The organism is Chromohalobacter beijerinckii (assembly GCF_023061185.1).
Classification (GTDB): domain Bacteria; phylum Pseudomonadota; class Gammaproteobacteria; order Pseudomonadales; family Halomonadaceae; genus Chromohalobacter; species Chromohalobacter beijerinckii.
In genome coordinates this window covers 94,342-120,139 of record NZ_JAKGAK010000005.1, presented here as the reverse complement: position 1 = coordinate 120,139, position 25,798 = coordinate 94,342, and the positions used below count along the sequence as shown (strand labels likewise).

At 62.5% G+C, this 25,798-nt stretch carries 24 protein-coding genes; 18 read left to right on the top strand and 6 right to left on the bottom strand.

Annotation, left to right across the window (positions count from 1 at the left end; all coding sequences use genetic code 11):
- Window positions 1-121 precede the first annotated feature (121 nt).
- From rfbB to L1075_RS06475, 11 genes are all read left to right on the top strand, one after another.
- Window positions 122-1,222 (top strand): dTDP-glucose 4,6-dehydratase, encoded by a 1,101-nt coding sequence (gene rfbB, locus L1075_RS06525; RefSeq protein WP_246940881.1) that lies wholly within the window; start codon window positions 122-124, stop codon window positions 1,220-1,222.
- Window positions 1,223-1,246: 24 nt separating this feature from the next.
- Window positions 1,247-2,134: a glucose-1-phosphate thymidylyltransferase RfbA gene (gene rfbA / locus L1075_RS06520; RefSeq protein WP_218976052.1), complete on the top strand. Its 888-nt coding sequence runs from the start codon at window positions 1,247-1,249 to the stop codon at window positions 2,132-2,134.
- Window positions 2,131-2,676 (top strand): dTDP-4-dehydrorhamnose 3,5-epimerase, encoded by a 546-nt coding sequence (rfbC, locus tag L1075_RS06515; protein WP_246894076.1) that lies wholly within the window; start codon window positions 2,131-2,133, stop codon window positions 2,674-2,676. The genes rfbA and rfbC overlap by 4 nt, the downstream gene beginning before the upstream one ends.
- Window positions 2,673-3,581, top strand: coding sequence for a dTDP-4-dehydrorhamnose reductase (gene rfbD, locus L1075_RS06510; protein WP_246894077.1), 909 nt, complete (start codon window positions 2,673-2,675; stop codon window positions 3,579-3,581). Before rfbC ends, rfbD begins: the two co-directional genes overlap by 4 nt.
- A gap of 306 nt (window positions 3,582-3,887) precedes the next feature.
- Window positions 3,888-5,888: a sensor domain-containing diguanylate cyclase gene (locus tag L1075_RS06505; RefSeq protein ID WP_246940877.1), complete on the top strand. Its 2,001-nt coding sequence runs from the start codon at window positions 3,888-3,890 to the stop codon at window positions 5,886-5,888.
- A gap of 100 nt (window positions 5,889-5,988) precedes the next feature.
- Window positions 5,989-6,771: a FadR/GntR family transcriptional regulator gene (locus L1075_RS06500; protein ID WP_246940874.1), complete on the top strand. Its 783-nt coding sequence runs from the start codon at window positions 5,989-5,991 to the stop codon at window positions 6,769-6,771.
- Window positions 6,772-6,808: 37 nt separating this feature from the next.
- Window positions 6,809-7,957, top strand: a complete 1,149-nt coding sequence (gene dgoD, locus L1075_RS06495; RefSeq protein ID WP_246940872.1) for a galactonate dehydratase — start codon at window positions 6,809-6,811, stop codon at window positions 7,955-7,957.
- A gap of 588 nt (window positions 7,958-8,545) precedes the next feature.
- Complete coding sequence (locus tag L1075_RS06490; protein ID WP_052445003.1) at window positions 8,546-9,232, top strand: 2-dehydro-3-deoxy-6-phosphogalactonate aldolase; 687 nt, start codon at window positions 8,546-8,548, stop codon at window positions 9,230-9,232.
- Window positions 9,229-10,140: a 2-dehydro-3-deoxygalactonokinase gene (locus tag L1075_RS06485; protein WP_246940869.1), complete on the top strand. Its 912-nt coding sequence runs from the start codon at window positions 9,229-9,231 to the stop codon at window positions 10,138-10,140. Before L1075_RS06490 ends, L1075_RS06485 begins: the two co-directional genes overlap by 4 nt.
- Before the next feature lie 261 nt (window positions 10,141-10,401).
- A complete protein-coding gene (locus L1075_RS06480) occupies window positions 10,402-11,289 on the top strand; it encodes an HAD-IIB family hydrolase (protein ID WP_246894083.1) in 888 nt (295 codons plus the stop codon).
- Window positions 11,286-12,506 (top strand): glycosyltransferase family protein, encoded by a 1,221-nt coding sequence (locus L1075_RS06475; protein WP_246940866.1) that lies wholly within the window; start codon window positions 11,286-11,288, stop codon window positions 12,504-12,506. Before L1075_RS06480 ends, L1075_RS06475 begins: the two co-directional genes overlap by 4 nt.
- Window positions 12,507-12,537: 31 nt before the next feature.
- Here the strand turns inward: L1075_RS06475 and L1075_RS06470 are convergent, their stop codons facing one another.
- The 3 genes from L1075_RS06470 to L1075_RS06460 form a co-directional block, all read right to left on the bottom strand.
- Window positions 12,538-13,287, bottom strand: a complete 750-nt coding sequence (locus L1075_RS06470; protein WP_246940863.1) for an amino acid ABC transporter ATP-binding protein — start codon at window positions 13,285-13,287, stop codon at window positions 12,538-12,540.
- Window positions 13,284-13,958, bottom strand: a complete 675-nt coding sequence (locus L1075_RS06465; protein WP_246940860.1) for an amino acid ABC transporter permease — start codon at window positions 13,956-13,958, stop codon at window positions 13,284-13,286. The genes L1075_RS06470 and L1075_RS06465 overlap by 4 nt, the downstream gene beginning before the upstream one ends.
- A gap of 61 nt (window positions 13,959-14,019) precedes the next feature.
- On the bottom strand, window positions 14,020-14,778 hold the full coding sequence (locus L1075_RS06460; RefSeq protein WP_246940857.1) for an amino acid ABC transporter substrate-binding protein: 759 nt from the start codon (window positions 14,776-14,778) through the stop codon (window positions 14,020-14,022).
- Between the two features lie 486 nt (window positions 14,779-15,264).
- Between L1075_RS06460 and L1075_RS06455 the strand changes: the two genes are divergently transcribed.
- The 7 genes from L1075_RS06455 (at window position 15,265) to L1075_RS06425 (ending at window position 22,315) form a co-directional block, all read left to right on the top strand.
- Window positions 15,265-16,176 (top strand): MBL fold metallo-hydrolase, encoded by a 912-nt coding sequence (locus L1075_RS06455; RefSeq protein WP_246940854.1) that lies wholly within the window; start codon window positions 15,265-15,267, stop codon window positions 16,174-16,176.
- Window positions 16,177-16,234: 58 nt separating this feature from the next.
- Window positions 16,235-17,503, top strand: a complete 1,269-nt coding sequence (locus L1075_RS06450; protein WP_246940851.1) for an NAD(P)/FAD-dependent oxidoreductase — start codon at window positions 16,235-16,237, stop codon at window positions 17,501-17,503.
- A 61-nt stretch (window positions 17,504-17,564) separates the two neighbouring features.
- Window positions 17,565-19,358 carry a SulP family inorganic anion transporter gene (locus tag L1075_RS06445; protein ID WP_246940848.1) on the top strand — a complete coding sequence of 598 codons (1,794 nt, stop codon included), beginning with the start codon at window positions 17,565-17,567 and terminating at the stop codon, window positions 19,356-19,358.
- A gap of 54 nt (window positions 19,359-19,412) precedes the next feature.
- The gene (locus L1075_RS06440) at window positions 19,413-19,871 is read left to right on the top strand and encodes a YeeE/YedE family protein (RefSeq protein WP_075370459.1); all 459 of its coding nucleotides are present in this window, start codon (window positions 19,413-19,415) and stop codon (window positions 19,869-19,871) included.
- On the top strand, window positions 19,868-20,281 hold the full coding sequence (locus L1075_RS06435) for a DUF6691 family protein (protein ID WP_246940845.1): 414 nt from the start codon (window positions 19,868-19,870) through the stop codon (window positions 20,279-20,281). The genes L1075_RS06440 and L1075_RS06435 overlap by 4 nt, the downstream gene beginning before the upstream one ends.
- Before the next feature lie 13 nt (window positions 20,282-20,294).
- Window positions 20,295-20,996, top strand: a complete 702-nt coding sequence (locus tag L1075_RS06430; protein ID WP_246940842.1) for a response regulator — start codon at window positions 20,295-20,297, stop codon at window positions 20,994-20,996.
- On the top strand, window positions 20,993-22,315 hold the full coding sequence (locus tag L1075_RS06425; RefSeq protein WP_246940839.1) for an ATP-binding protein: 1,323 nt from the start codon (window positions 20,993-20,995) through the stop codon (window positions 22,313-22,315). The genes L1075_RS06430 and L1075_RS06425 overlap by 4 nt, the downstream gene beginning before the upstream one ends.
- A 25-nt stretch (window positions 22,316-22,340) precedes the next feature.
- On the opposite strand, the gene dsbG is transcribed toward L1075_RS06425, so the two are convergent.
- The 3 genes from dsbG to dsbD are packed head-to-tail and all read right to left on the bottom strand — an operon-like array spanning window position 22,341 to window position 25,781.
- A complete protein-coding gene (gene dsbG / locus L1075_RS06420) occupies window positions 22,341-23,108 on the bottom strand; it encodes a thiol:disulfide interchange protein DsbG (RefSeq protein WP_246940837.1) in 768 nt (255 codons plus the stop codon).
- A 13-nt stretch (window positions 23,109-23,121) separates the two neighbouring features.
- Window positions 23,122-23,946 carry a TlpA disulfide reductase family protein gene (locus L1075_RS06415; RefSeq protein ID WP_246940834.1) on the bottom strand — a complete coding sequence of 275 codons (825 nt, stop codon included), beginning with the start codon at window positions 23,944-23,946 and terminating at the stop codon, window positions 23,122-23,124.
- A complete protein-coding gene (gene dsbD, locus L1075_RS06410; protein ID WP_246940831.1) occupies window positions 23,943-25,781 on the bottom strand; it encodes a protein-disulfide reductase DsbD in 1,839 nt (612 codons plus the stop codon). Before dsbD ends, L1075_RS06415 begins: the two co-directional genes overlap by 4 nt.
- Window positions 25,782-25,798 lie beyond the last annotated feature (17 nt).

The following is a 25,798-nucleotide window of genomic DNA, read 5'->3' as shown; positions in this document are numbered from 1 at the left end:
GGAGCGAACTTGTTCGCGATGATCTGGGCCGCGTTTCCCGGCAAAGTGCGATGAACCTTTACTTTGACCGTGGAGGCCTACGCCGTAGACTAGGGCGGTTTTAACAGCAGCGGATACCACAATGAAGATCCTAGTCACGGGGGGCGCCGGCTTCATCGGGTCGGCGGTGATTCGGCATGTGATCGCCGAGACCGAGCATGCCGTGGTCAATGTCGATGCATTGACCTATGCGGGTAACCTGGCGTCGCTGGGCGAGGCGGCGGACAGCGAGCGTTATGCCTTCGAGCGTGTGGATATCGGCGATGCCGAGGCGTTGCGCGAGGTGTTCGCGCGGCACCAGCCGGAGGCCGTCATGCATCTGGCGGCGGAGTCGCATGTCGACCGTTCCATCCATGGGCCGGCGGATTTCATCCAGACCAACCTGGTGGGGACGGGCGTGCTACTCGAAGTGGCGCGTGAGTACTATGAGCGACTGGATGCGCCGCGCCGCGCTGCGTTTCGCTTTCACCATGTCTCGACCGATGAGGTCTACGGCGACCTTGATGGGCCGACGGGACTGTTCACTGAGGAAACGCCCTACGCGCCAAGCTCGCCTTATTCCGCGAGCAAGGCGGGGTCCGATCATTTGGTGCGTGCCTGGTATCGTACCTTTGGCCTGCCGGTACTGGTGACGAACTGCTCGAATAACTACGGCCCGTACCATTTTCCCGAAAAACTCATTCCCTTGATGATTCTCAACGCTCGGGCGGGTAAGCCCTTGCCTGTCTATGGCGATGGCAGTCAAATTCGGGATTGGCTGTATGTCGAAGATCACGCGCGTGCGCTGGTGACGGTCCTCGAATCGGGGCGTGTGGGTGAAACCTACAACATCGGCGGTCATAACGAGTATCGCAACCTCGAGGTGGTCGAACATATCTGTGCCTTGCTGGAAGAGCTGGCCCCCGAGCATCCGGCGGGCGTGACGCGATACGCGGAGTTGATCACCTACGTCAAGGACCGCCCGGGCCATGACCTGCGGTATGCCATCGATGCCGGCAAGATCGAGCGTGAGCTGGGCTGGCGCCCGCGTGAAACATTCGAAAGCGGCTTGCGCAAGACCGTGCAGTGGTATCTGGACAACGACGCCTGGATCACCGACGTGACCAGTGGCGCGTACCGCGAGTGGACTCGGCGCCATTACGGCGAGCAGACGCCGAGCGCCGAGGCCCAGGCGAAGGAATGAACGACGCTTCAAGGATTCGAGATGATGAAACGTAAAGGCATTATTTTGGCGGGTGGCTCCGGAACGCGCTTGCATCCGGTCACGTTGGCGGTTTCCAAGCAGCTGTTGCCGGTGCACGACAAGCCGATGATTTATTATCCGTTGGCGACGTTGATGATGGCGGGGATCGACGAAGTGTTGATCATTTCGACCCCGCAGGATACGCCGCGTTTCGAGCAGTTGCTCGGCGATGGGTCGCAATGGGGCGTATCACTGCAATACGCGGTGCAGCCGTCGCCGGATGGTTTGGCTCAGGCTTTTATCATCGCCAAAGACTTTCTCGATGGCGCGCCCAGTTGCTTGATGTTGGGCGACAATATCTTCTACGGGCACGATCTGAAGCCGTTGCTCGACAGCGCCATGGCGCGTCCGCATGGAGCGAGCGTGTTCGCCTACCATGTACATGATCCCGAGCGTTACGGCGTGGTGGATTTCGATGCCCAGGGGCGGGCCACCTCCTTGGAAGAAAAACCGGCCGAGCCCAAGTCGAACTATGCCGTGACGGGCCTGTATTTCTATGACGGTGACGTGGTCGAGATGGCCGAGTCGTTGACCCCTTCCGCGCGGGGCGAACTGGAAATCACCGATATCAACCGGCTGTACCTCGAACGTGGCGATCTCAATGTGGAGATCATGGGGCGCGGTTTCGCTTGGCTGGATACCGGTACCCACGAGTCGCTGATGGAGGCGTCCAACTTCATCGCCACCATCGAACATCGCCAGGGGCTGAAGGCGTGCTGCCCTGAGGAAATCGCCTGGCGCCGAGGGTTGATTGGTGATGAACAGCTGCTGGCGTTGGCAGCGCCGTTGGCCAAGAGTGGCTATGGACAATATTTGCAGCGTCTGGTGAAGGAAGGGAGGCAACGCGCATGAAAACCATCGAAACGGCGCTGCCGGAGGTTGTGATCCTCGAGCCGAAGGTGTTCGGCGACGAGCGGGGCTTCTTCATGGAAAGCTTCAACCAGCGTGCGTTCGAGGAGGCCACCGGTTGCAAGCGGGATTTCGTGCAGGATAACCACTCGCGCTCGCGCCAGGGGGTGCTGCGCGGGCTGCATTACCAGCTCGAGCAACCGCAAGGCAAACTGGTACGGGTCACCCATGGTCGGGTGTTCGATGTAGCGGTGGATTTGCGCCGTTCTTCCGCGCATTTCGGGCGTTGGGTCGGTGTGGAGTTATCCGCGGAAAACCACCGCCAATTGTGGGTGCCGGAGGGCTTCGGGCATGGTTTCGTGGTGCTTTCCGAGAGTGCCGACTTTCTGTACAAGACCACTGCTTATTACCATCCCGCCTCTGAGCGCAGCATTCGCTACGACGATCCCGAGTTGGCGGTCGCTTGGCCGGATGTGCCAGGGCTGACGTTGTCGGACAAGGACTTGGCCGGTGCAGCGTTCCATGAGGCGGAGGTGTTCGAATGAGTGAGCCGACACGCCCCGAATGGTTACTGTTGGGTGCGGGGGGGCAGGTCGGGCGCGAGTTGTGTCGTGCCTTGCAGCCGCTGGGTCAGGGCGTTGCCTTGACTCGCGCGGAATGCGATCTGTCGGTCCCGGGGGCTGCGGAGGAGATGATCGCGCGTTATGAGCCCGGCATGGTTGTCAATGCAGCGGCCTATACAGCGGTCGACCGCGCCGAGGAAGAGCCGGCTCTGGCGCGCCGCATCAATGCCGAGGCGGTGGCGGAGATCGCCCAGGCCTGCGCTCGCCATGACATGCCGCTGGTACATTACTCGACGGATTACGTTTTCGATGGGTCGGGAGAGGCGCCGTTTGCGGAACATGATGCGACGGGGCCGCTGGGAGAATACGGCCGCTCCAAGCTGGCGGGAGAGCAGGCGATTGCCGATGCCGGGGGACGTTCCCTGGTGCTACGCACTAGCTGGGTGTATGCCGCCCATGGCCGCAACTTCGTTCGGACCATGCTGCGCTTGGCCGCCGAACGCGATCACCTGCGTATTATCGACGACCAGGTCGGCGCACCGACGTGGGCCGCGACGATTGCCGACGTCACGGCCCTGGCACTATTCGAATGGCGTCGCCAGGCATGGGATGCGCAACTGTCGGGTGTCTATCATCTGAGCGCGTCGGATAGCGTGAGTTGGTGCGGTTTCGCCCAGGCGATTTTCGAGGAGGCTGCGAATCTGGGGCTGCTGGAAGCGACGGCATTGCCCAGTGTTGAGGCGATTCCCTCCAGTGCGTATCCGCAGCCGGCACGTCGGCCTCTCAATTCGCGACTCTCGACCCAACGCCTGCAAACGGCCTTCGGTATCGCAATGCCGCACTGGCGTGAAGCCTTGCGCGTGTGCCTGACATCGATGCGGGCATGAGATGGGTCGCCATGAGCTGCGCTGGGGCGACGTCATGGCGAGGAAACATCCGGCAATGGGCTGGCGCCTGGTATTCGACATGCCCGAAAACCGACCGGTCGGACGGGGTGTGCCTGCGACAATAGTGGAACATTGCTTTTCAGAGAGTAACGCTAGGCTTACGTCAGGTATACTATTGCCTCGTGAACAGAAGAGTATCGCTGGTCCGAGGCGATACATGCCGAATTTGCGCTGCTGGCTGCCCCTGGCTACCGCGCCAAGGAAGGTGTGACGGGCATCGTCCGCCGCCGATTGCGATTATTTCCCATGATGCGCTTGAAGACGCTCGGGGCACGCCTGGTCATCGCGACCATCGTGCCCCTTCTGTTGGTTACGGCCATGCTGTACCCGATTTTCCGGACTCACTTGGAGGCACGCCTCGACAGCAGTCGCCATGGTGCGACGACGCTGTTGAACGCCGAATACGATGCTCTATTGCACGACATGAACGAGAGCTTCAACCAGGTGCTGGCGGTGGCCGAACTGCCGATATTGCGACGCCATCTGCGCAATGTGCGGGAGGGCGTGGCACTCAAGGATCGGGAAGACACCCTGGAACAATTGGCCGCCATGCTCGAAACCCTGGTGACCCATTTCGGTCGCTATACACGTCTAGTGCTCATCGACACGACCGGCGAAGAGCTTCTTGAGGCTGGCTCGCGCCTGCTGCCGTACCCGACAGGTACCCGGTACGCTCAGACGGGAGTTTTCCGTGGTACGAAGCGCTTGCCGCCCCGGGGGCTCTATATTTCCGCCCCCCGCCTCGGGGAGAGCCGTCGGGAGGGCAAGACGGTCACTACGGCGGTGATCGATATCGCCACGCCGGTATTTGGTCAGAACGGCCAACGTTTGGGGATGCTGTTGTTTACCCTGGATTGGCATTACCTCACGGCGAGCCTTCCGCATGCCATCGACAGCGGCGAAGGAGTGCGGGCCGTCATGGTGGATGATCAGGGCAAATGGCTGCTGCCCAACACCGAGGAAGGGCTTCGCTTCGGTGATTCCCTCGCGGATCGCTATCCCAAGGTCTGGCACGATCTCTCTTCCCAACTGCAGGGCGAGATATTGCTGGATGACGATCTCTTGCTATTCCGCACGCAGGATATTCGCACGGCTGCCGAGAGCAACAAGGCGGGTACGATCGTCACCCCACCGGCATCTCAACCCTGGCAGCTGGGGATCGTGGTGCCGCGCCCCAGCTTGGCTGGCTTGCTGGCGGAGAGTCCCTGGCAAATCGCGGTGCTCGGGCTTATCTATCTGCTTTCAGTGATCGTGGGGGTGCTGTGGGTGCTCAGCCTGCATCGCCAACGTTACTTGCGTCGCCAAGCGATGGAGTTTTCCCGCGAAGCCCAGCATCTCTCCAGGGAATCGCAGCAGTATGCCGGCGAGGTACAGGATCTCTATGAGAATGCGCCCTGTGGCTATCATTCGCTGGATAGCGATGGCCGTATCGTGAAGATCAACCGCACCGAGCTGGAGTGGCTGGGTTATCGGGTCGATGAGGTGATCGACAAATGGCATTATCGCGATTTCGTGACCCCCGATACGCGTGCAGCGTTCGACGATGCGTTTCGGGGCGTGCTGAGCGCGGGGCAGGAAGGGGGCGCGGAGTGTGTGCTCATGTGCCGTGACGGTACCCGGCTACCGGTGGTCATTCAGGCCACCGCCCAAGTCATCGAAGGGTGCTTTCAATATTCCCGTGCCACGGTATTCGATCTGAGCGAGCGCAAGCAGCTCGAGGCGCGCCTGGCCGAGCAGGCTATGGTCGATCCGTTGACCGGGTTGTGGAATCGACGCTACCTGAAGGGGCAGGCGGCCAAGGAAATGGCGCGGGCATGCCGTCGCGGAACGTCACTGAGCCTGATCGTCATCGACCTGGATCACTTCAAGCGCATCAACGACACTCACGGCCATGATGTGGGCGATCTGGTGCTGCAGTCCTTCGCCGATACCGCGCGTACACAGTTACGCGAGGGAGACATCCTGTGTCGTATGGGCGGTGAGGAGTTCATCGTCCTGTTACCCGACACGGCTCCCGAGCAGGCCATGCAGGTCGCCGAGCGGTTGCGTCTGGCCGTCTCGGCCACGCCGGTCGAGATAGAGACCGACGTCGTTGCGACAGTTCGTCTGGCCTACACTGCCTCGCTGGGCGTGGCGCGCGTCGCCCCCGACGAAGCGTCTCTGGAGCCGGCCATCAAGCGTGCCGACGAAGGCCTCTATGCGGCCAAGAACGCGGGACGCAATTGCGTGCACTGGTACGCCGGCTAGGCGGCTATCCACCAATGTCTAAAGGCGCGGTGACAATGAATGCTGGATCCTATGTCGGACATAGAGGTAAATTTGTCCAACAAGGCAGGCGGAGCCGTTTATGCGCCCCTCTTCACTTTCCGGTACCACGGCACGACCCGATATCGCCGAGTCGTTGGCCGAGGCGATTTTCAGTGGCCGTTATGCACCCGGTGATTTGATTCCCCGCGAGCTGGATCTCTGCGAGACGTATGGTGTCAGTCGCAGCACGGTGCGTAGCGTCTTGCAGAACTTAGTCTCGGCGGGACTGTTGGTACGTATTTCAGGTCAGGGTACGCGGGTACGGGAGCTGACCCAGTGGCACATGCTCGATCCGCGAGTGACCGAGTGGATGGCGCGCTATGCCGAGCCCAATCCACGCTTCCAGCGTGAAATCTATGCCTTCCGTGTAGCCGTCGAACCTTTCGTAGCGTACCTGGCGGCAACCGCCGCCACAGCGACGGATCTGCTGGCCATCGAGCAGGCCTACGACGGCATGACGCGGAGTCTCGAGACGCCCGATCACTGTTGGGAAGGGCGCTCCCACGACGATTACGATGTGGCCTTCCACGAGGCGATTTTCGCCGCGACACACAACGTTGTGTGGACGCAGCTCAGTCATGTGCTGAGGCCCACGATCACGGTGCTGGTCCAGCGTTCCAACCAGAGCGCCGATGAGCTCGCCGACAGCATGGAGCGCCACCGTAAGGTGATGGAAGCGATTCGTCTGCGTCAGCCGGAACGGGCGCAAGCGTGTGCCTTGGCGGTCCTCGAGCGCACCGGGCAGGATCTGGGTATCGCCGAATCCCCGACGAACCTGCCTTCATTATCCCCACTTGGCGGCGCCACCCCCGACGGGCGGTGAGCGTGTCATCACTTTTGCATCGACAAGGAGACCTCTCGTGAAGATTACCCAGCTCAAGACCTGGCAAGTACCGCCGCGTTGGCTGTTCCTCAAGATCGAAACCGATGAGGGATGCTACGGCTGGGGCGAGCCGGTCGTGGAAGGACGCGCGGCCACCGTCGAGGCGGCAGTGCACGAACTCGCCGACTACCTGGTTGGCCAGGATCCGCACCGTATCGAATACCTTTGGGACACGATGTACCGTGCGGGTTTCTATCGTGGCGGTCCTATCCTGATGAGTGCCATCGCCGGGATCGATCAGGCGCTTTGGGACCTCAAGGGGCGCGATCTCGGTGTGCCCGTCTATCAGCTGCTGGGCGGCAAGGTGCGCGACAAGATGCGCATGTACGCCTGGACCGGCGGCGACCGTCCCAGCGACGTGGGGGCTGGCGCCAAGGCCTTGGTCGACAAGGGATTCACGGCGTTCAAGATGAATGGCACGCCGGAAATGCAGATCGTCGATTCGCACCGCAAGATCGACGAGGCCGTGGCGCGGGTCGCCGAGGCGCGCGAGGTGGTGGGCCCGGACGTGGGCATCGCCATCGACTTTCACGGGCGCGTGCATCGTCCCATGGCCAAGGTGCTGATGCGCGAGCTGGAGCCCTATCACCCGATGTTCGTCGAGGAACCTGTGCTGCCCGAGCATCTGCCTAGCCTCAAGCACATCGCCACCGGACTTGGTTACCCCATCGCCACCGGAGAACGGTTGCATACGCGCTACCAATTCCGCGACCTACTGGCGGAGGGCATGGTGGATATCGTCCAGCCCGATCTCTCGCACTGCGGCGGCATCAGCGAGGGCATGAAGATTGCCTCGCTGGCGTCGTGTCACGATGTTGCGCTGGCGCCACATTGCCCGCTGGGGCCGTTGACGCTGGCCGCGTCGTTGCACGTGGACGCGGTGAACCACAATGCGTTCATCCAGGAGCAGAGCATGGGCATCCACTACAATCGTGATAACGATGTACTGGATTACCTGGTCGACAAATCCGCGCTGGCCATCACCGATGGCTTCAGCGCGATTCCCGAAGGGCCCGGCCTGGGAGTCGAGATCGACGAGGAATTCGTCGAGGAGCGCGCCAAGGTGGGCCATCGCTGGCGCAACCCGGTGTGGACGCATGAAGATGGCTCCATCGCCGAGTGGTAATGGTGAGAGGGAACTTGTTCCCGATGATGGTCCCACCAGCTCCTGGCCTTGGTGGTCTTGTGGGGGAGGGGGCTTGTTCCCGATGATGGTCCCACCAGCTCCTGGCCTTGGTGGTTTTTGTGGGAGAGGCAGCTTGTTCCTGATGATGGTCCCACCAGCTCCTGGCCTTGGTGGTCTTGTGGGAGGGAACTTGTTCCCGATGATGGTCACTAGCTCCTGGCCTTGGTGGTTGTGTGGGAGGGAACTTGTTCCCGATCGCGGAGGCTTTGAGCCAACTGCATCGCGAATGAATTCGCTCCCACGAACCCCAGCTTCGAGGATCTTGTGGGAGGGGACTTGTTCCTGATGATGGCCCCACCAGCTCCTGGCCTTGGTGGTTTTTGTGGGAGGAAACTTGTTCCCGATCGCGGAGGCTTTGAGCCAACTGCATCGCGAATAAATTCGCTCCCACGAACCCCGTCTTCGAGGATCTTGTGGGAGAGGAGGCTTGTTCCTGATGATGACCCCACCAGCTCCTGGCCTTGGTGGTCTTGTGGGAGGGAACTTGTTCCCGACGGTACGCTCTCTAGGTGTGGTAAAGGAGGCTTTATGAACGAGACACAACGCGCCGCGCTCGACGCGGCACTCAGGGAATTGCCGCTGGTGGCGATTCTACGTGGTATCCGCCCCGAAGAAATCGATAAGGTCTTCGACGAGTTGGTCGAGGCGGGGTTTCGTCTGATCGAGATCCCGCTCAACTCTCCCTTGCCGTGGAAGAGTATCGAACGCGTTGCGGCACGTTGCCCTGAGCATGTGCTGGTGGGCGCCGGTACGGTGCTGGAGGCCACTGATACAGCCGAACTGGCGCGTCTTGACGCCCCGTTGATGGTCACTCCCAACAGCGACCCCGAGGTGATTCGTGCCGGTGTCGAGCAGGGGCTGGCGCCGCTGGTCGGCTGCATGACGCCGAGTGAGGCGTTGAGCGCGGCGCGTGCCGGTGCTACGGCGCTCAAGCTGTTCCCGGCCGGGCGTCTGGGCACCGGCTACTTCAAGGATATCAGTGCGATCCTGCCCCCGGAACTACCGGTATTCGCCGTCGGCGGTATCGACAAGAGCAACATGTCGGATTGGCATGGCGTGGGCATTCGTGGTTTCGGTTTTGGGAGCAACCTTTACCGTCCCGGGCGCAGCGCCGTCGAGGTGGGCGAGGTCGCGCGCGAGCTCGTCGCCGAATGGCGGCGGCTCGAGGAACTCTACACCATGACCGAATTGTTCGAGCACGAGGGCGATCAATGAGCGCCGAGCAGCGACTGATCGTCATCGACTGGGGCACCAGCAATTTTCGGGCGTTTCTAGTCGATCGGCAAAGCGGTGCCTGCCTCGAGTCGCGGCGTAGCGAGGCAGGGCTCAAGGCGCTGGAAACCGCTGAGTTTCCGCATTACTGCCAGGCTCAAGTCGGCGATTGGCGAGAAGGCGGTCGGGTGCCCGTCTATCTGGCGGGCATGGTCGGTTCCAAGCGCGGCTGGAGTGAGGCACCGCAGCTCGATTTGCCCGTCTCGGGGCGTGATCTCGCCGCCCATGTCGTGGCCGCACCGGGGTTGGAAAACACCTGGATTGTGCCGGGCGTGAAGCACGTCGATGAGACGCACTGTGACGTCATGCGCGGTGAAGAGGTTCAGGCATTTGGTGCCCTGGCGCTGGCGGGCGTCTTCGACGCCGACTGCTGCCTGCCCGGCACCCACAGCAAGTGGGCGCGACTACGCGATGGTCGCCTGACGGCCTTCACCACGCTGATGACCGGCGAGCTTTACCATGCGGTACGCTTCCATACCCTGCCGGGCGAACCCGCCCGCGATGACGCGCCGTTCGATGAAGGTGCATTTCGCCAGGGACTGGCGCGTGCCCATAGCGAGGACGGCGTGCTGCATGCGCTATTCGAGGCGCGCAGCCGACACCTCTATCGCGGTCTGTATGCCGAGCAGGTAGGCAGCTTCATCTCCGGGGTGTTGATCGGTGAGGAAGTCCGTGCGATGCGCGCCGCGCGTCCCGATCTCGAGCGCTTGCTGTTGATCGGCGCCGAGGCGTTACGGCGTCCTTATACGCTGGCGCTCGAAACGGCCGGTCTTGAGGTCACGCCGCTGGATAGCGATGCGGCGACGCTCGCCGGGTTGGCGGTGATTGCCGAACATCATCACGCCGAGTAACGCGTTCTGCCCAAGGCTAAGGCTTTATACGCCCCGTTGTAGTGCATTAGATGCGCTGCGACGGGGCATTTTTGTGCCTGGAGGAAGGCAATGCACCGTTGCGACGCGTGCATGAGTCCTTGGTGGCCGGGCTCGCAGGGTTGCTTATCAGAGGGTGGCACGATCCGTGCTACCTTCATCTGAAGAGCACCTTTCATGATCGCATCGAGATCGTGTGGCGCATTCCAGGACATGTGAGGCGGTGCCAAGGGGAGAAGGCTCATGACGCAGTCGGTTTCGCATACGCCGTGGCTGGTGTTCACCGATTTGGATGGCACGCTACTCGACCACGACAGTTATACGTGGCAACCCGCCGCCGCCTGGTTGACTCGGCTTGCCGAGGCCGATGTCGCGGTGATTCCCACGACCAGCAAGACCCGCGAGGAACTACTGGCCCTGCGCAATGAACTGGGGCTCACGGCAACCCCGTTCATCGCCGAGAACGGCGCGGTGATCGGATTGCCGGCGCGTTGGCAACATGCTCGGCTGGATCGTGACCCCGCCGCGCCGGGTGGATTGATCGTCAAGACGCCGTCGCTGGATATAGGGTTCATCCGCAGACGGCTCGACGTGTTGCGTGAGCGGCTGGGCGTGCGCTTTCGCAGCATGGCGGAATTGTCCCTCGAGACGCTGTGCGAGTTGACTTCGCTGAGTGCCGACAAAGCGCGTCAAGCGTTGGCCCGCGAAGGCAGCGAGCCGTTGATATGGGACGACGACGAGGCCGCGCTGGCGCGCTTTCGACGGGCCCTGGAAAGCGATGGCTTGCGGCTGACTCGGGGTGGGCGCTTCTGGCATGTGATGGGGGCGGTCGACAAGGGCCAGTCGCTGCGCTGGCTGGTCGAGCGTTATACGGCGCTACGTGGTGTCAGGCCCGCGACCGTGGGGCTGGGCGATGGACCCAACGATATCAGCCTGCTCGAGGCCGTCGATCACCCGATACTGGTGCGCGGCAAGCATGCTGCGACGGTCAATGTTGCCACTGAAGCACCACTCTTCCGCACCCGGCAACCCGGCCCCGACGGTTGGGCTGAGGGCATCGCCGACTGGTGGCAGACCTGCATGGATGCGACGTCCGAAGACAAGACTCCCCAGGAGGGCACGTCACGATGAGCGATTTCTACCAGAACGGTATCGTCACCACCTTTCATAATCTTACCCAGCGCCCGGTGGAAGCCTTGGAAGCCGATTTGATGAGGTTTTCCAAGCGCCGGCCGATGGGCTTGATACTGCCCTCGCTGTTCTCCGAACTCGAGGGGCCTGCGTTGTCGAATATCGTCGATGAACTGGCGCAGGTGCCGTATCTCTCGGAGATCGTGATCGGGCTGGATCGCGCCGATCGTGACCAGTTCTTGCGCGCCCGTGAATTCTTCTCGCGCCTGCCGCAGCATCACCGCATTTTGTGGAACGATGGCCCGCGTCTGTCGGCGCTGGATGCCGAGTTGAACGCCCTCGACCTAGCGCCGCAGGAGCCCGGCAAGGGACGTAACGTGTGGTACTGCAGCGGTTATGTGCTGGCTTCTGCGCGCACGGAAGCGGTAGCGCTGCACGATTGCGATATCGTGACCTATGACCGCGGCATGCTGGCGCGGCTGCTGTATCCGGTCGCCAATCCGCAGTTCAACTACGAGTTCTGCAAGGGCTATTACTCGCGGGTGGCTGACGGCAAGCTCAACGGGCGTGTCGCGCGGCTGATGGTGACCCCGTTGATCCGCGCGTTGAAGATGGTCTTCGGGCCGCTGCCGTACCTGGAATATCTGGATAGCTATCGGTATCCGCTCTCGGGAGAGTTCTCGATGCGTGCCGATGTGCTCGACGGCATCCGCATTCCCAGCGATTGGGGGCTGGAGATCGGCGTGCTATCGGAGGTTCACCGCAACCACTCGACCAAGCGGCTGTGCCAGGTGGACATCGCCGATGCCTACGATCACAAGCATCAGCCTGTCTCCCAGGACGACCCGAGCGGCGGCCTCAACCGCATGAGCCTGGACATCGCCAAGGCCATGTTCCGCAAGCTGGCGACATTGGGCGTGCCCATCCACTCCGAGACCTTTCGCACCATCAAGGCAACCTACTATCGCACCGCGCTGGATCTGATCGAGGCCTACGACAACGACGCGCGCATGAATGGCCTGGCGCTCGACCGTCACAGCGAGGAACAGGCCGTGGAGCTTTTCACCGCCAACATCCTCGAGGCGGGCGCCTCGTTTCTCGAATCGCCTCGCGACAAGCCGTTCATTCCCAGTTGGAACCGGGTAAGCGCGGCGATCCACGACCTCAAGGAGCGCATGTACGAGGCCGTGGAACTCGACAACCAGGGCCAGGTGTAACCCGCCGCCCAGGCACCTGGCCGCATCCGACTCAAACGATGGGGTTGTTGGCCAGCACCTTGCGCAAAAAGCGTTGCGTGCGTTCGTCCTGGGGGTTGGTGAAAAGCTCGTCGGGCGGGCCTTGTTCGATGATGCGGCCTTCGTCCATGAACACCACGCGGTCAGCGACTTCGCGGGCGAATTGCATCTCGTGGCTGACTACGATCATGGTCTGGCGCTCCAGGGCGAGGTGCTTCATCAGGGCAAGCACCTCGTCGACCCACTCCGGGTCGAGTGCGGAAGTCGGCTCATCGAAGAGGATGACTTCCGCCTTGGCGGCCATCGCACGCCCGATGCCTACGCGTTGCTGTTGGCCGCCTGATAGCGATGCTGGATATGCATTGGCCTTGTCGGCGAGACCGATGCGTTCGAGAATCTCGCGCCCTCGGGCATGTGCTTCTGCTTTGGAGAGGCCATCGACGACGATCATGCCTTCGCAGATGTTGTCCAGCGCGGTCTTGTTGGCGAACAAGGCGTAGTTCTGGAATACGAACGCCGTACGCCGGCGTAGCGCGAGAATCTCCCGGCGTGTGGCGTGCTTGGCATCGAGGCTGAGATTGCCCACCGTGAGGCGCCCGGCGTCGGGCGTTTCAAGATAATTGATGCAGCGTAGAAGCGTCGACTTACCGGTGCCCGACGGGCCTATGACGACGATGATCTCGCCTTGCTCCAGCGTCAGGTCGATGTTCTCGAAGACGGTATGCGCGCCGAAGCGTTTGGTGATGCCGTTGAGTGCGATCATCGTTGATAGGCCCGGTTGAGACGTTTTTCCAGCCGTCGTTGTAGCCAGGACAAGAGTTCCACCACCACCCAGTAGATGACGGCCACCATCAGGAACGCCTCGAAATAGAGGAAGCTGCCTGCCGCCTCTTTCTGCGTCGCGCCCATCAGTTCTGTGACGCCCAGCGTGAATGCCAGGGACGTGGCCTTGATCATGTCAATGAAATAGTTCATCAGCGTGGGCGTGGCCACACGCGTCGCCTGGGGGAGCACGATGCGACGCATGAGCTGCCCCTGGGTCATGCCGATGGACAGCGCCGCCTCGGTCTGGCTGCGGTCGACGCCGACGATGGCGGCGCGGATCGATTCCGCCATGTAGGCAGAAAAGTGCAGGGTCAGCCCCAGGATGGTAGCGGTGATGCCGTTGATCGCGACCAGGAAGGTCAGAATTTGCGGTAAACCGTAATAGAACAGGAACAGTTGCACCAGCAGCGGCGTGCCGCGAAAGAAGGAAATGAACAGCATGGCCAGGGCGTTGAGCCCCGGCATGCGCTGCACGCGTACGACGGCCAGCAGGCAGGCCAGTACCAGCGCCGCAACCATCCCGGCGCCGGCCATTTCCAATGTCAGCGGTAGATAGCCGAGTAAAATCGGCAACAACCCCAGCATGTAGTCGAGATCGAGAACGTGCATGATTGGGTCGCCTGAAAGCACACGGCCGAGGAGCGTCTCGGCCGTGGCATGGAGCATGGCATCATGGTTGGGTGATGTCGGTACCGAACCACTTCTCGGAGATTTGCGTCAGGGTGCCGTTCTCGCGCAGCTCGGCGAGGGCCTCATCGACACGATCGCGCAGGGCGCGTCCGGCCTTGTCATCACGGAAGGGCAGGGCGTTTTCGATACGCGAGAACGGCTGGCCGGCGAGCTGCAGCGGCAAGGGCTTGTCCTTGATCACCTGGGTAGCGCTGACGCGGTCCATGACGAAGGCGTCGGCGCGCCCCAGGGCGACATCCTGCTCGATGTTGGAGTCGTAGGTCTTGATGTCGATCTCGTCCGCGTAGGGCAGTTCGCGCAGCAACTGCTCGTAGTTGGAACCGAGGTTGACGGCGACGGTCTTGCCCTTGAGATCCTCGACTCCCTGGATGGCGTCGTTGCCCTCACGCACCACGACCTGTGCCCCGTCATACACATAGGGCTGCGTGAAGGCGTATTTGGCCTTGCGCTCGGGGGTGATGGTGATCTGATTGGCGATGGTGTCGATGCGCCCGGAATCCAGCATGCCCGCCAAACCCGAGAAACTCGCGGTGACGAACTCGATCTCGTCGCCGATCTGCTCGCCCACGGCGTTCATGACGTCGACCTCGAAGCCTTTCAGCTCATCCTGCTCGACGAAGGTGAAGGGGTAATAACCGCCCGACATGCCGACACGCAAGGTGTCGGCATGCGCGGTTGCGGCGATTGCACTCAAGGCAAGGCCGGTCAGGGCAAATTTGGCGATTTGGCTTAGTGTCATGGTCGGCTCCTAACGGGTAAGGCGGAAAGCGCAACTCTTAAGCGACGAGCCCGGTAGTGAGACGCGTCGTTTAGCGATGAGTGTAGCTTAAATAGTCCGATAGAGAATAATAGCAACATTTTATATTCCTTTTTGTTTTTGTGCATCCCACGGTACTTTCCGGTGCCGTGCCGATCGTTATTGCTGGTTTTAATAGGTTCTTCGCAGATCGGCGTGAAACGGTAAGGCCCCTGGGCGGCAGGATTGAGAAACAACCGCTATCGGGAATGAATTCCCTCCCACAGGGACAAGCTAACCGGCGGGGGTCGTGGGAGCGAACTTGTTCGCGATGATCTGTGCCGCATTTCCCGGCAAAGTGCGACGAACCTTTTAATAGCGGGATATAATGCGGTGCGCCTTTATATAGCAAAAAAGTATAACGTTAGAACAATAAATGCGTTATCCTGAGTGTAACGTTCAAGCACTAGGGAGGCGATGACGAACGCAATGAAAACCTTTGCCTTGTCACGCGGAAAGAGGTCCGGCCAGCCGGATGTCGCAGGCTTTTTCGACCCGCGTACCTTCAGCATTCAGTATGTCGTCAGCGACCCCGCCACGCGGCACTGCGCGATCATCGATCCGGTGCTCGACTTCGACGAGAAGTCCGGCGCCACGGCGACCCATCAGGCCGACGAGTTGCTGGCGTATGTCGAGCGCGAAGGGCTCGAGATCGATTGGATTCTGGATACCCACCCGCACGCGGATCACTTTTCCGCCGCACGCTATCTGCATGAAAAAACCGGCGCCCCTACCGCTATCGGCGGGCCGGTGACCCAAGTCCAGGCGTTGTGGAAGGAAATCTACAACTGGCCGGACCTGAAGGACGACGGCAGCCAGTGGGATCGTCTGTTCGACGACGGGGATACCTTTACGCTGGGCGAGATCGATTGCCGCGTGATGCACTCGCCGGGCCATACGCTGGCATCGATCACCTACGTGATCGGCAATGCCGCCTTCGTTCACGACACGCTGTTCCAGCCCGATTTCGGCACCGCCCGCGCCGACTTCCCCGGCGGCAGCGCGCATCAGCTTTGGAACTCGATCCAGGCGATCCTGGCGCTGCCCGATGAGACGCGTCTGTTCACCGGTCACGACTACATGCCCGATGGCCGCGAGCCGCAGTGGGAAAGCACCGTGCGCGAGCAGCGCGAGACCAACAAGCATCGGCTCGGCGAGAGCAGCGAAGCCGAATACGTCGAGCTGCGCAACCGCCGCGACAGCGAATTACCGATGCCGAAGCTGATCCTGCACGCGTTGCAGGTCAACATCCTCGGTGGGCGGCTTCCCGAGCCGGAGAGCAACGGCAAGCGCTATCTGAAATTCCCGCTCGATGCCCTCGAAGGCGCGGCATGGGAGTGAGAAGGCGCCGTCGTCAGGCTATACCGCGCCGCGCCGAATCTACCAACGGGAGTTAGTCATGAACGAATCGACAGTCGTGGACGAAACGAAGACCGAGAACGACAAACGCCATGACATCGTCATCATTGGCGGTGGGGCGGGAGGCATCGCGGTCGCCTCGAGTCTGCACAAACGCCGTTCAGATCTCGATATCGCTATCGTTGAGCCCGCGCAGGATCACTTCTACCAGCCCGGCTGGACGCTGGTCGGCGGGGGCGTATTCACCCCGGAGCAGACCCGGCGTTCAATGCGCTCGGTGATACCGAGCTTCGTGACTTGGCACCAGACCGCTGCAGAGCGGCTGTTGCCGGATTCCCGCCAGGTCGTGCTGGGTGACGGTTCAGCACTCGGCTACCGGGCACTGGTGGTCGCGCCGGGCCTTGAGATCGACTGGCAAGCGATCGATGGCCTCGAGGAGACGCTGGGCAAGAATGGCGTGACGTCTAACTATCGGTTTGATCTGGCGCCATACACCTGGTCGCTGGTTCAGGCAATGCGAGGTGGCAAGGCGCTTTTCACCCAGCCACCGATGCCGATCAAGTGTGCCGGTGCGCCACAGAAGGCGATGTATCTCTCCTGTTATGAGTGGGAGAAGCAGGGCGTTCTGAACAATATCGACGTTCACTTCCACAATGCCGGCGGTGTGATGTTCGGCGTCTCCGACTTCGTGCCGGCACTGGATGATTACGTGCAGCGCTACGGCATCCACAAGCAGTTCCAGCAGAACCTCGTCGCCGTGGACGGCCCGGCCCAGAAAGCGCGTTTTCGCGTCACGAGCGAGGACGGTAGCGAAGAGATCGAGACCGATTTCGACATGCTTCACGTCGTTCCCCCTCAGTGTGCCCCACGGCTGGTGCGCGAATCGCCGCTGGCCAACGAGGGCGGCTGGCTCGACCTGGACGCCGACACTCTCCAGCACAACCGCTTCAGCGATGTCTTCGGTCTCGGCGATGCCAGCGGCACTGGCAATGCCAAGACGGCCGCCGCCGTGCGCAAGCAGGCGCCGGTAGTGGCGGACAATCTGGTCGCGTCACTCGATGGCAAGCCGATGCCCTCCGGCTACCCAGGGTATGGCGCCTGCCCGTTGACGGTCGAACGTGGCCGCGTGGTGCTGGCGGAGTTCGGTTACGGTGGCCAGTTGCAACCGACCTTCCCCTCCTGGATCAACCAGGCCACACGGCCAACCAAGCTCGGCTGGAGCATCAAAGCCCAGCAGCTCCCTTTCATCTACTGGAACCTGATGCTCAAGGGGCATGAGTGGTTGGCCAAACCGCAGCGCCGCTTCTGAACGCTGCACCTTGCATGAATCATAGTTCACGACAAGGTTAGGATAACGAGGCTGGTAAACCATGAATCAGCAGTACAGGGGCGGGCTGGCACGCTGGCTGCCGGTTCTCGACTGGGGTCGGCGCTACAACGGCCAATGGCTGGGCGAGGATCTGCTGGCGGCCGTCATCGTGGCGCTGATGCTGATTCCGCAGGCACTGGCCTACGCGATGCTGGCGGGACTTCCCCCGGTGGTGGGGTTGTACGCGAGCCTCGTGCCGCTGGTGGTGTACACGCTGTTGGGGACCAGCACGACGTTGTCGGTGGGACCGATGGCGGTCGTCTCGTTGATGACGGCATCGGCATTGTCGCAGGTAGCCGAATCGGGATCGCAGGACTATATCGCCGCGGCCTTGGTACTGGCGCTGCTTTCCGGTGGCATTCTGCTGATCATGGGGCTCTGCCGGCTGGGGTTTCTGGTCAACTTCTTGAGTCACCCGGTGATGACTGGTTTCGTCAGCGCCTCGGGCGTTCTGATCGCGGCGAGTCAGCTCAAGCAGCTACTTGGAGTCGATCTGTCGGGCTCGACGCTGCCGGCCCTGGTGTCTCAGCTACCTTCCGTGCTGGAGGATGTCAGTCCACCGACGATGAGCATCGGGCTGGGCTCGCTTCTGGTGTTGTGGTGGGTACGGCGGTGGGGCAAATCCGCGCTGGAACGCTGCCGGGTGCCGACTAGAGTGGCGGGCGTGCTGGTCAAGCTGGCGCCGATCGCCACCATCGTGCTGGCGACGTTGGTGGCCGGTGCGGCGGGATGGCTCGGTAATGGTGTCGCCGTCATCGGTGAGATTCCCGCCGGACTGCCACCTTTGACCCTGCCCGACTGGGAGCCAGCGCTGTGGCGATCACTGATCGGCTCGGCAGTACTGATCAGCATCGTCGGCTACGTGGAGTCGGTGTCGGTGGCGCAAGCGCTGGCGGTGCGCCGCGGCGAACGCGTCGACCCGGACCAGGAACTGATCGGGCTGGGCGGAGCCAACCTGGCAGCTTCGTTCACCGGCGGCATGCCGATCACCGGCGGCTTCTCCCGTTCCGTGGTCAACTTCGATGCCGGTGCCCGCACCCCGGCCTCCAGTGCTTTCACCGCCGTGGGCATCGCGTTGGCCATGCTGTTTCTGTCGCCCTGGCTGCGACAATTGCCGATGGGAACGCTGGCGGCGACCATCGTTATCGCCACCGTGTCGCTGGTCGATCTGGCGGCATTCAAGCGTGTCTGGCGCTATGCCCGTGGCGAGGGCATCGCCATGTCGGCGACCGCGCTGGCGACACTGATGCTGGGTGTGGACGTGGGCATCTTGGTCGGTGTCGCCATGTCGCTGGCGTTGCATCTTTATGGCACCAGTCGGCCGCACAGCGCGGAAGTCGGCCGCATCCCCGGCACCGAGCATTTTCGCAACGTCCGTCGCCATGCCGTGGAAACCGACGTCAGTGTCGCCATTCTGCGCGTCGACGAGAGCCTTTATTTTGCCAACGTTCGCCACCTGGAAGACCTGATCACGGCGGTGGTCAATCGCGATCCTCCGCCGCGGGATCTAGTGCTGGCCTGCCAGGCGATCAATGTCATCGATGCGACGGCATTGGCGAGTCTCGAAGCGCTCAATCGGCGTCTTCGGGACCGGCGGATCGGGCTGCATCTCGCCGAAGTAAAAGGACCGGTGATGGATCGATTGAGTCGTACCGAACTGCTCGAAACGCTCAATGGCCGGGTCTTTCTGAGCACCTTCGATGCCTGGTGCGAGCTGCATGGCCGCGGGGCGGCGCCATTGAGCCATCCCTGTATCGAATCGCCCGGCCCCGGGCATTCGGCGACAGCCGGTTGAGACGCGATAGCTGGTTTAGACAGTCATGGTGGAGACAACATCAAGAGGAATGAGATGGAATCGATGAGTGCGTTGCAGGGGTTGCTGGGCGGGGTCCTGATCGGACTTTCCGCCACTCTGCTCATGGGGCTGCTGGGACGGGTCGCCGGTATCAGCGGGATTCTTTCCGGGCTGGTTTTCGAGCGCGGCAGGGACAGGCCCTGGCGTGTCGCTTTCCTACTGGGCCTCGTCTCTGGACCGGGACTTTTGATGCTGTCCGGCCTGGGTTGGGGCAATGTGGCGGGTGACAGCGGGGCGATGATCGGTGCTCCGGCGAGCGGGCTGACGACAATGTTGATCGCCGGCCTGCTGGTCGGGTTGGGCACCGGTCTGGGCAGCGGCTGCACCAGCGGGCACGGGGTCTGCGGGTTGGCGCGTCTGTCGCCCCGGTCGATGGCCGCAACGCTCGTCTTCGTACTGGTTGCCATGCTGACCGTGTTCGTGTCGCGTCACTGGCTGGGAGGCGCGCCATGAAAATGCTGGCAGGCTATCTGGCAGGGCTCACGTTCGGTCTCGGCCTGGCGATCAGCGGCATGACCGATCCAGCGCGGGTCATCGGTTTTCTCGATGTCGCCGGCGCCTGGGATCCGACCCTGATCTTCGTTCTGGGCGGTGCGGTCGTTACCACGTTCATCGGTTACCGGCTGGTCTGGCGACGCCAAACGCCGCTGTTCGAATCCCGGTTTCAGCTGCCCACCCGCCGTGACCTCGATATTCGGCTGCTAGGCGGTGCGGCGCTTTTCGGCATCGGCTGGGGGCTCTCGGGGTATTGTCCGGGGCCGGCGGTCGCCTCGCTTTCGGGGCTGAGCTGGCCGCTGGCGGCATTCATCGTGACGTTGATAGCGGGATGGTGGCTGGCCCGGCGAATGAACTCGCGTCATTGAGGGGAAACAATACATGCATGTGCTTCTCGTTGAGGACGATGAACTGGTGGCGGCCGGTATTCGCGCGGGGCTGGAGAGCCATGGGTGGGCGGTCGATACCGTCGCCTCGATGGCAGCGGCGCGTCATGCCCTGCAGGTCGTGACGAGCGATATCGTGGTACTCGACCGCGGTCTTCGCGATGGCGATGGGTTGACGCTGGTCGAGGAATGGCGCGAGGCCGGCAAACGCGTGCCGGTATTGGTGCTGACCGCCCGCGATGCCGTCAGCGACCGCATCGCGGGGCTCGATGCCGGCGCCGACGATTATCTGGTCAAGCCCTTCGATCTCGACGAACTGGTGGCGCGATTGCATGCGTTACTGCGTCGCGCGGGTGGCCGGGCCCATCCGTGTATCGTCCATGGCGCGTTGCGGCTCGACCCTCAGACGCGCCAGGTCACCTGGCGGGGGCACCCTGTCACGCTGTCGCGGCGGGAACTGGTGCTGCTGGAGACCTTCCTGCAGTCGCCGGGCAGCGTGCTGAGCGCGAATCAACTGCGCGATAGTCTCTACGGCCTCGACGACGAGGTGGAGAGCAATGCGCTCAACGTTCACATCCATCATCTCCGCCGCAAAGTGGCGCCGGCCGTGATCGAGACGGTCCGTGGCCTCGGTTATCGTCTCGGCACGGCCGAGGCTCTGGCGGAGGCGGATGCCTCATCGGTGGCATCGCGATGAGCCTCAAGACGCGCTTGCTGGTGATACTCGGCGTGACCTTGACGGTCACTTGGAGCCTGGCGGCGGCCTGGCTGTGGTGGGGCCTCAACGATGAGGTGGAGCGTACGCTCGACCGCCGCCTCGCACAGTCGGCGAACATGGTCGCGGGCCTGATGGCGCGATTGCCTGAGGACAGCTGGGCGGCTGATGAGACGCGGCGGGCGTCCATCGTGGCACCGCTAAAGGGCGTCGCCTGTCAGGTGACGTCCGCGCAGGGCCAAGTGCTGGCACGTACGCATACGAACATGGCCGCGATCCTCGATGTGGGCCAGCCGGGTTATTCCTATCGGCAGCGCGAGGGTGAGGACTGGCGTGTCTATACGCTGATACGCGATGGCGTGACGATCACCACCGCCGACCGCGTGACGGAACGGCGTAGTCTGATGCGCGATATCCTAGCGCTGGTGGTCGTGCCCTTCGCGGTGGCGCTGGTAATCAGCGGGGGCGTGCTGTGGTGGGGGACCCGGCGTGCCTTGCGGCCGCTCGATGGGTGGCGCGAGGCGCTGAGCCGCCGGCACCGTGATGATCTCTCGCCGGTGACGGCTACCGGCCTGCCCCGTGAACTGCATCCGTTGATCGCCACGCTCAACGCCCTGTTGGAGCGCATGCGTGCTGCCATTCATCGTGAACAGCGCTTCACCGATGCTGCCGCGCATGAGCTGCGGACACCGCTGACCGCCGTCAAGACGCACCTTCAGGTCGCGCGACGCGTAGAGGGCGATGCGATTCGCCAGGCCGTCGTGCATGCCGAGCAGGGGACCCAGCGCTTGGCCGCCACGCTCGATCAATTGCTGGCCCTGGCGCGTATCGAGGGCGCCGGGGTGCAGCACGAGACAGACGGTGCGACAGTGGCCGATATCGTCCGTAGCGCCGTGCGCGATACGCAAGAGCCTGCTCGTATCGTCGTCCCGGCTAAACTCCCGGATGCGCGCGTGGGAGTGTCGCTGGAACTGGCCGCCACGGCGCTGCGTAACGTACTCGACAACGCGCTCAAGCATGGCCCGGCCGGTTTGCCGGTGACGTTGGACGTAGACTTGGCGACGCATGAGACGAACGCCACCGCGTGGGTTGAGCTACGCGTGCACGACCAAGGGTCGGGCGTGCCCGATGAGGCGCTTGCTCATGTCACCGAGCGCTTTTGGCGGCATTCGGCTACATCGGGTAGTGGTCTAGGGCTTGCGATCACGGCCGCGATTGCAGAACGTGCCAGTGGCGAACTGCAATTTCAGCACCCTGCAAGCGGCGGCTTCGAGGTGTGCATGAAGCTGCCACAGGTCTGATTCTCGTGTCACCTGATGCGGGTGATCAGGGGCGTGGCGAGCCCATGACGGCGCGCATTTTTTCCTCGTCTGGCATTCCCTGAGCAACCTCTAGCTTGCCGTCCTGATGATAGACGATCGCCGGTGTACCCCGAAGGTTCAGCTCGCGCATGAGGGTGTTGTTGTCCTGAACTTGCTGCTCGATATCGGCCGGTTGTGCGGACGGGGCCACCTCGTCGCCGCGATTGTGTGCCGTGAAGGCGGCTACGGGATCGTCGGCGCCCAGCAGTGTGGCTGCCTTGGCGGGGCTATCCGACTTGAGAACACCAACCATGATGTGATGCAGCTGGACGTCACCGGCCTCGACCCAGGGGCGTGCGGCGTCCCAGAAGCTTTTGCAGTATGGGCAGTTGGGGTCGGTGAAGACGTACACCGTGCGCGGGGCGTCGCTGCTGCCGTCGAGGATCCAATGACTGTCCTCGAGGCGTTGCCACACGGCGGCGTTCTGCGGTCCCTTGACGAATTCCTCGAGCGGCTCGCTCGACAGGTTGTTGCCTTCGGCATCGACAAGGTTGCCGACGATGGCGTGCTGGCCGCTTTCGGTGACATAGATCGCCACCGGCTGGCCTTGCGCGCTAGCGGCGTAACCTGTCAGGCCATCGGGGGCCTCGAAGCGTTCGTGCACTGTCAATCCTTGATCGACGAGTGCTTCGACGGGTGCGGGCAGGTTCTCGGGCTGGCTCCAGGCGGGCGTGGCAGCCAAGGCGAGAGCACTGATGAGACCTAGGCGTATGGTGCATGCGATCAAAGACATGCGGATTCTCCTATTAAGGTGGAGTCAGGCGTGACAAGGCGTGTTTCAAGGTGGCTTGCGAGAGTTCGCCGAAATGCGTGTCGACCAAGCGGCCATCGGCGTCATAGAACAAGGTAGTGGGCATCGCTTTGACACCGACGTGCTCTCCGAGCGCCAGCGTCTCGTCGCGTAGCACGTTATCGAGATCGAGGGATTCGTCGTCCAGGTAGTGACGGATGACCTGGCGAGCCTCGCCCTGATTGACGAACACGAAGGTGACATCGTCACGGCGCTGCTGCGTATCGGCGAGCAACGGCATCTCGCGCCTGCAGGGCGGGCACCAGCTAGCCCAGAGATTTACTACCAAGGGTTGATCGTCTTGTAGGGCAGGGAGGTCGGTGGCAGCGCCGTCGATTGTCATCAGCGACGTCTTGGGTAAAGCGCTATGCCCATCCTCGTCAAGCTTGACCAGAGCATAGACTGCCCCCGCCCAGGTGAGAGCGCCGGCCAGCAGTGCGGCACTCAAAGCGCGACGCTGGAAAGGTGCGCGCCATAGTCGCCAACCACAGTAGACCAAGGCGGCGGCAAGCCCGCCCCATGGGTCGAAGCCACGGTCACGGATGTCGAGCATGGCCCACAGGGAATCGTAGGAATCCCAGTAGCGCACGATGAACACCAGGCGCGCGCCGACGAGGGCGACGAAGACTAATGTAAAGAGGGTGTCGCTGACACCGATGCGTTGTCGACGCCCGACCAAGGCGCCGGTGACGATAGCAACGGCTAGCGCGAAGACAAGCAATAATTGGCCGAGGCTGAGCGCCAGCGGTCCGATGGCCACGCTGCGGTCGAGGGCCGTCATGCCCCTTCCTGCGTCGCGATTGCTGTACGTGTGGAGCCGAGGCGTTCAAGGAACTCTTCCGCACTCAATTCACCCACGATGCGGTTGTCTCGACGTTCGCGGCCATCGGCGCCGTAAAGCAGTAAGGTGGGTGGGCCGACAACGCCCAGCGTCTGCATGATGGCCTGATCTGCGGCGTCGTTGTCGGTAACGTCGATGCGTAGAAGTTGCACGTTTTCCAGTGCCGCTTGCACGCGTGCATCGCCGAACACTTCTTCCTCGATGACCTCGCAACTGATGCACCAGTCGGCGGTGAATTCCACGAGTGTCTGACGTTGCTGTGCTGCTGCCTCCTCGAGACGCGCGTTCAACGCGTCGCGGTCGTCGACGGTCTCGAAGCTGAGTGTCGAGGATGTCTCAGTGCCATGCGGGCCGCCGCTGCCCGTGAAGTCTGCCAAGGGCCGCAACGGATCATGTTGGCCTCCCGCCGCGCCGACGAGCATGAGAATCCCCCATACACCGAGGATCGTGGCCAGGCTGCGTCCCAGCACCTTCAGCGCGTCGTGCAGTGCATGTGTCGTTGCCCAGGTGGCCTGGGCGAGGCCGATGAACAGAGCACCCCAGGCGGCCATCTCCAGCGCAGGGGGCAGGATGCGTGCCGCGAACCATATCGCCATGCCCAACAATACGAAGCCGAAGATAGCGCGTACGCGAGTCATCCACGCCCCGGGGCGCGGCAGAATTCGCGGCCCGAGCAGTCCTACTGCGAACAAGGGAGCGCCCATCCCCAGCCCCAATGACCACAGGGCCAGGCCGCCTTGCCAGGCATTGCCGCTTTCGGCGATGTAAAGCAGGGCCCCGGCCAGCGGTGCCGTCATGCAGGGGCCGACCAGTAATGCCGAGAGTACGCCCATGATGGCCGCGCCTTTGAGACGCCCGCTGCGTTGGCGTTCCAGGCGTGCATCGAGCCGGGTACGTAACCCTTGGGGTAACGTCAGCTCGAACACGCCGAACATCGCCAGGGCAAGCAGCACGAAAAGCACGGCGAAGCTGGCGATGAAGATAGGCGCTTGGAACAGCATCTGCAGGTTGGCCCCGGCCAGCGCCGCCGCGACACCCAACGCTGCATACGTCGTGGCCATGGGCAATATGTAGGCGAGCGAGAGCACGGCACCGTCACGCATGCGTGGCCGGCCGCCGCGTGTGGCACCCACGATGAGACTGGAAAGTATCGGCACCATGGGCAGCACGCAAGGCGTGAAGGTCAGCAGCAACCCCATGCCGAAGAAAGCCAGCAGCACCCATCCCAGCCGGGCGTCGGCCAGCTGGGATGCGAGGCGTTGATCGTCGGCTTGAGTGGCATCGGAGGGGGGCGATGCATCGCTCGAGTTTGCCGCGTCATCGGTGCCGGGCTCGAAGGCAGTGTCACGCGCATTATCCGTGGTGTTGGCGCTATCCGCTTCGCTGCTGGCGGCGAGCGTGTCGGCATCGAAGGTTCGGTGCTGCGGCGGATAACACAGTCCGGCTTCGGCACAGCCTTGCCAAGTCAGCGTCACCTGCTCGGCGTCGCCCAGCGCGGCACGCAATGCCACCTGATGATGGTAGACCTCTGAGCGACCGAAATAGTCGTCCTCGATGGTCTCGCCCTTCGGCAGCTCGACATCCACCGGGCCATCTTCGGTCTCGACGCTGAAGCGATGCCGATACAGGTAATACTCTGGCGCGATGTCCCACTCGGCGATGAGCGTGCCGTCATCGCGCGATACCGACAACGAGAAAGCCTGCTCGGCGGAGAGGAAGTCGTCTTGGCTGGCAAACGGCGATTCGGCGAAGGCCGGGGTGGCGAAGACGAGCATGAGCGCGGCCAGACAGG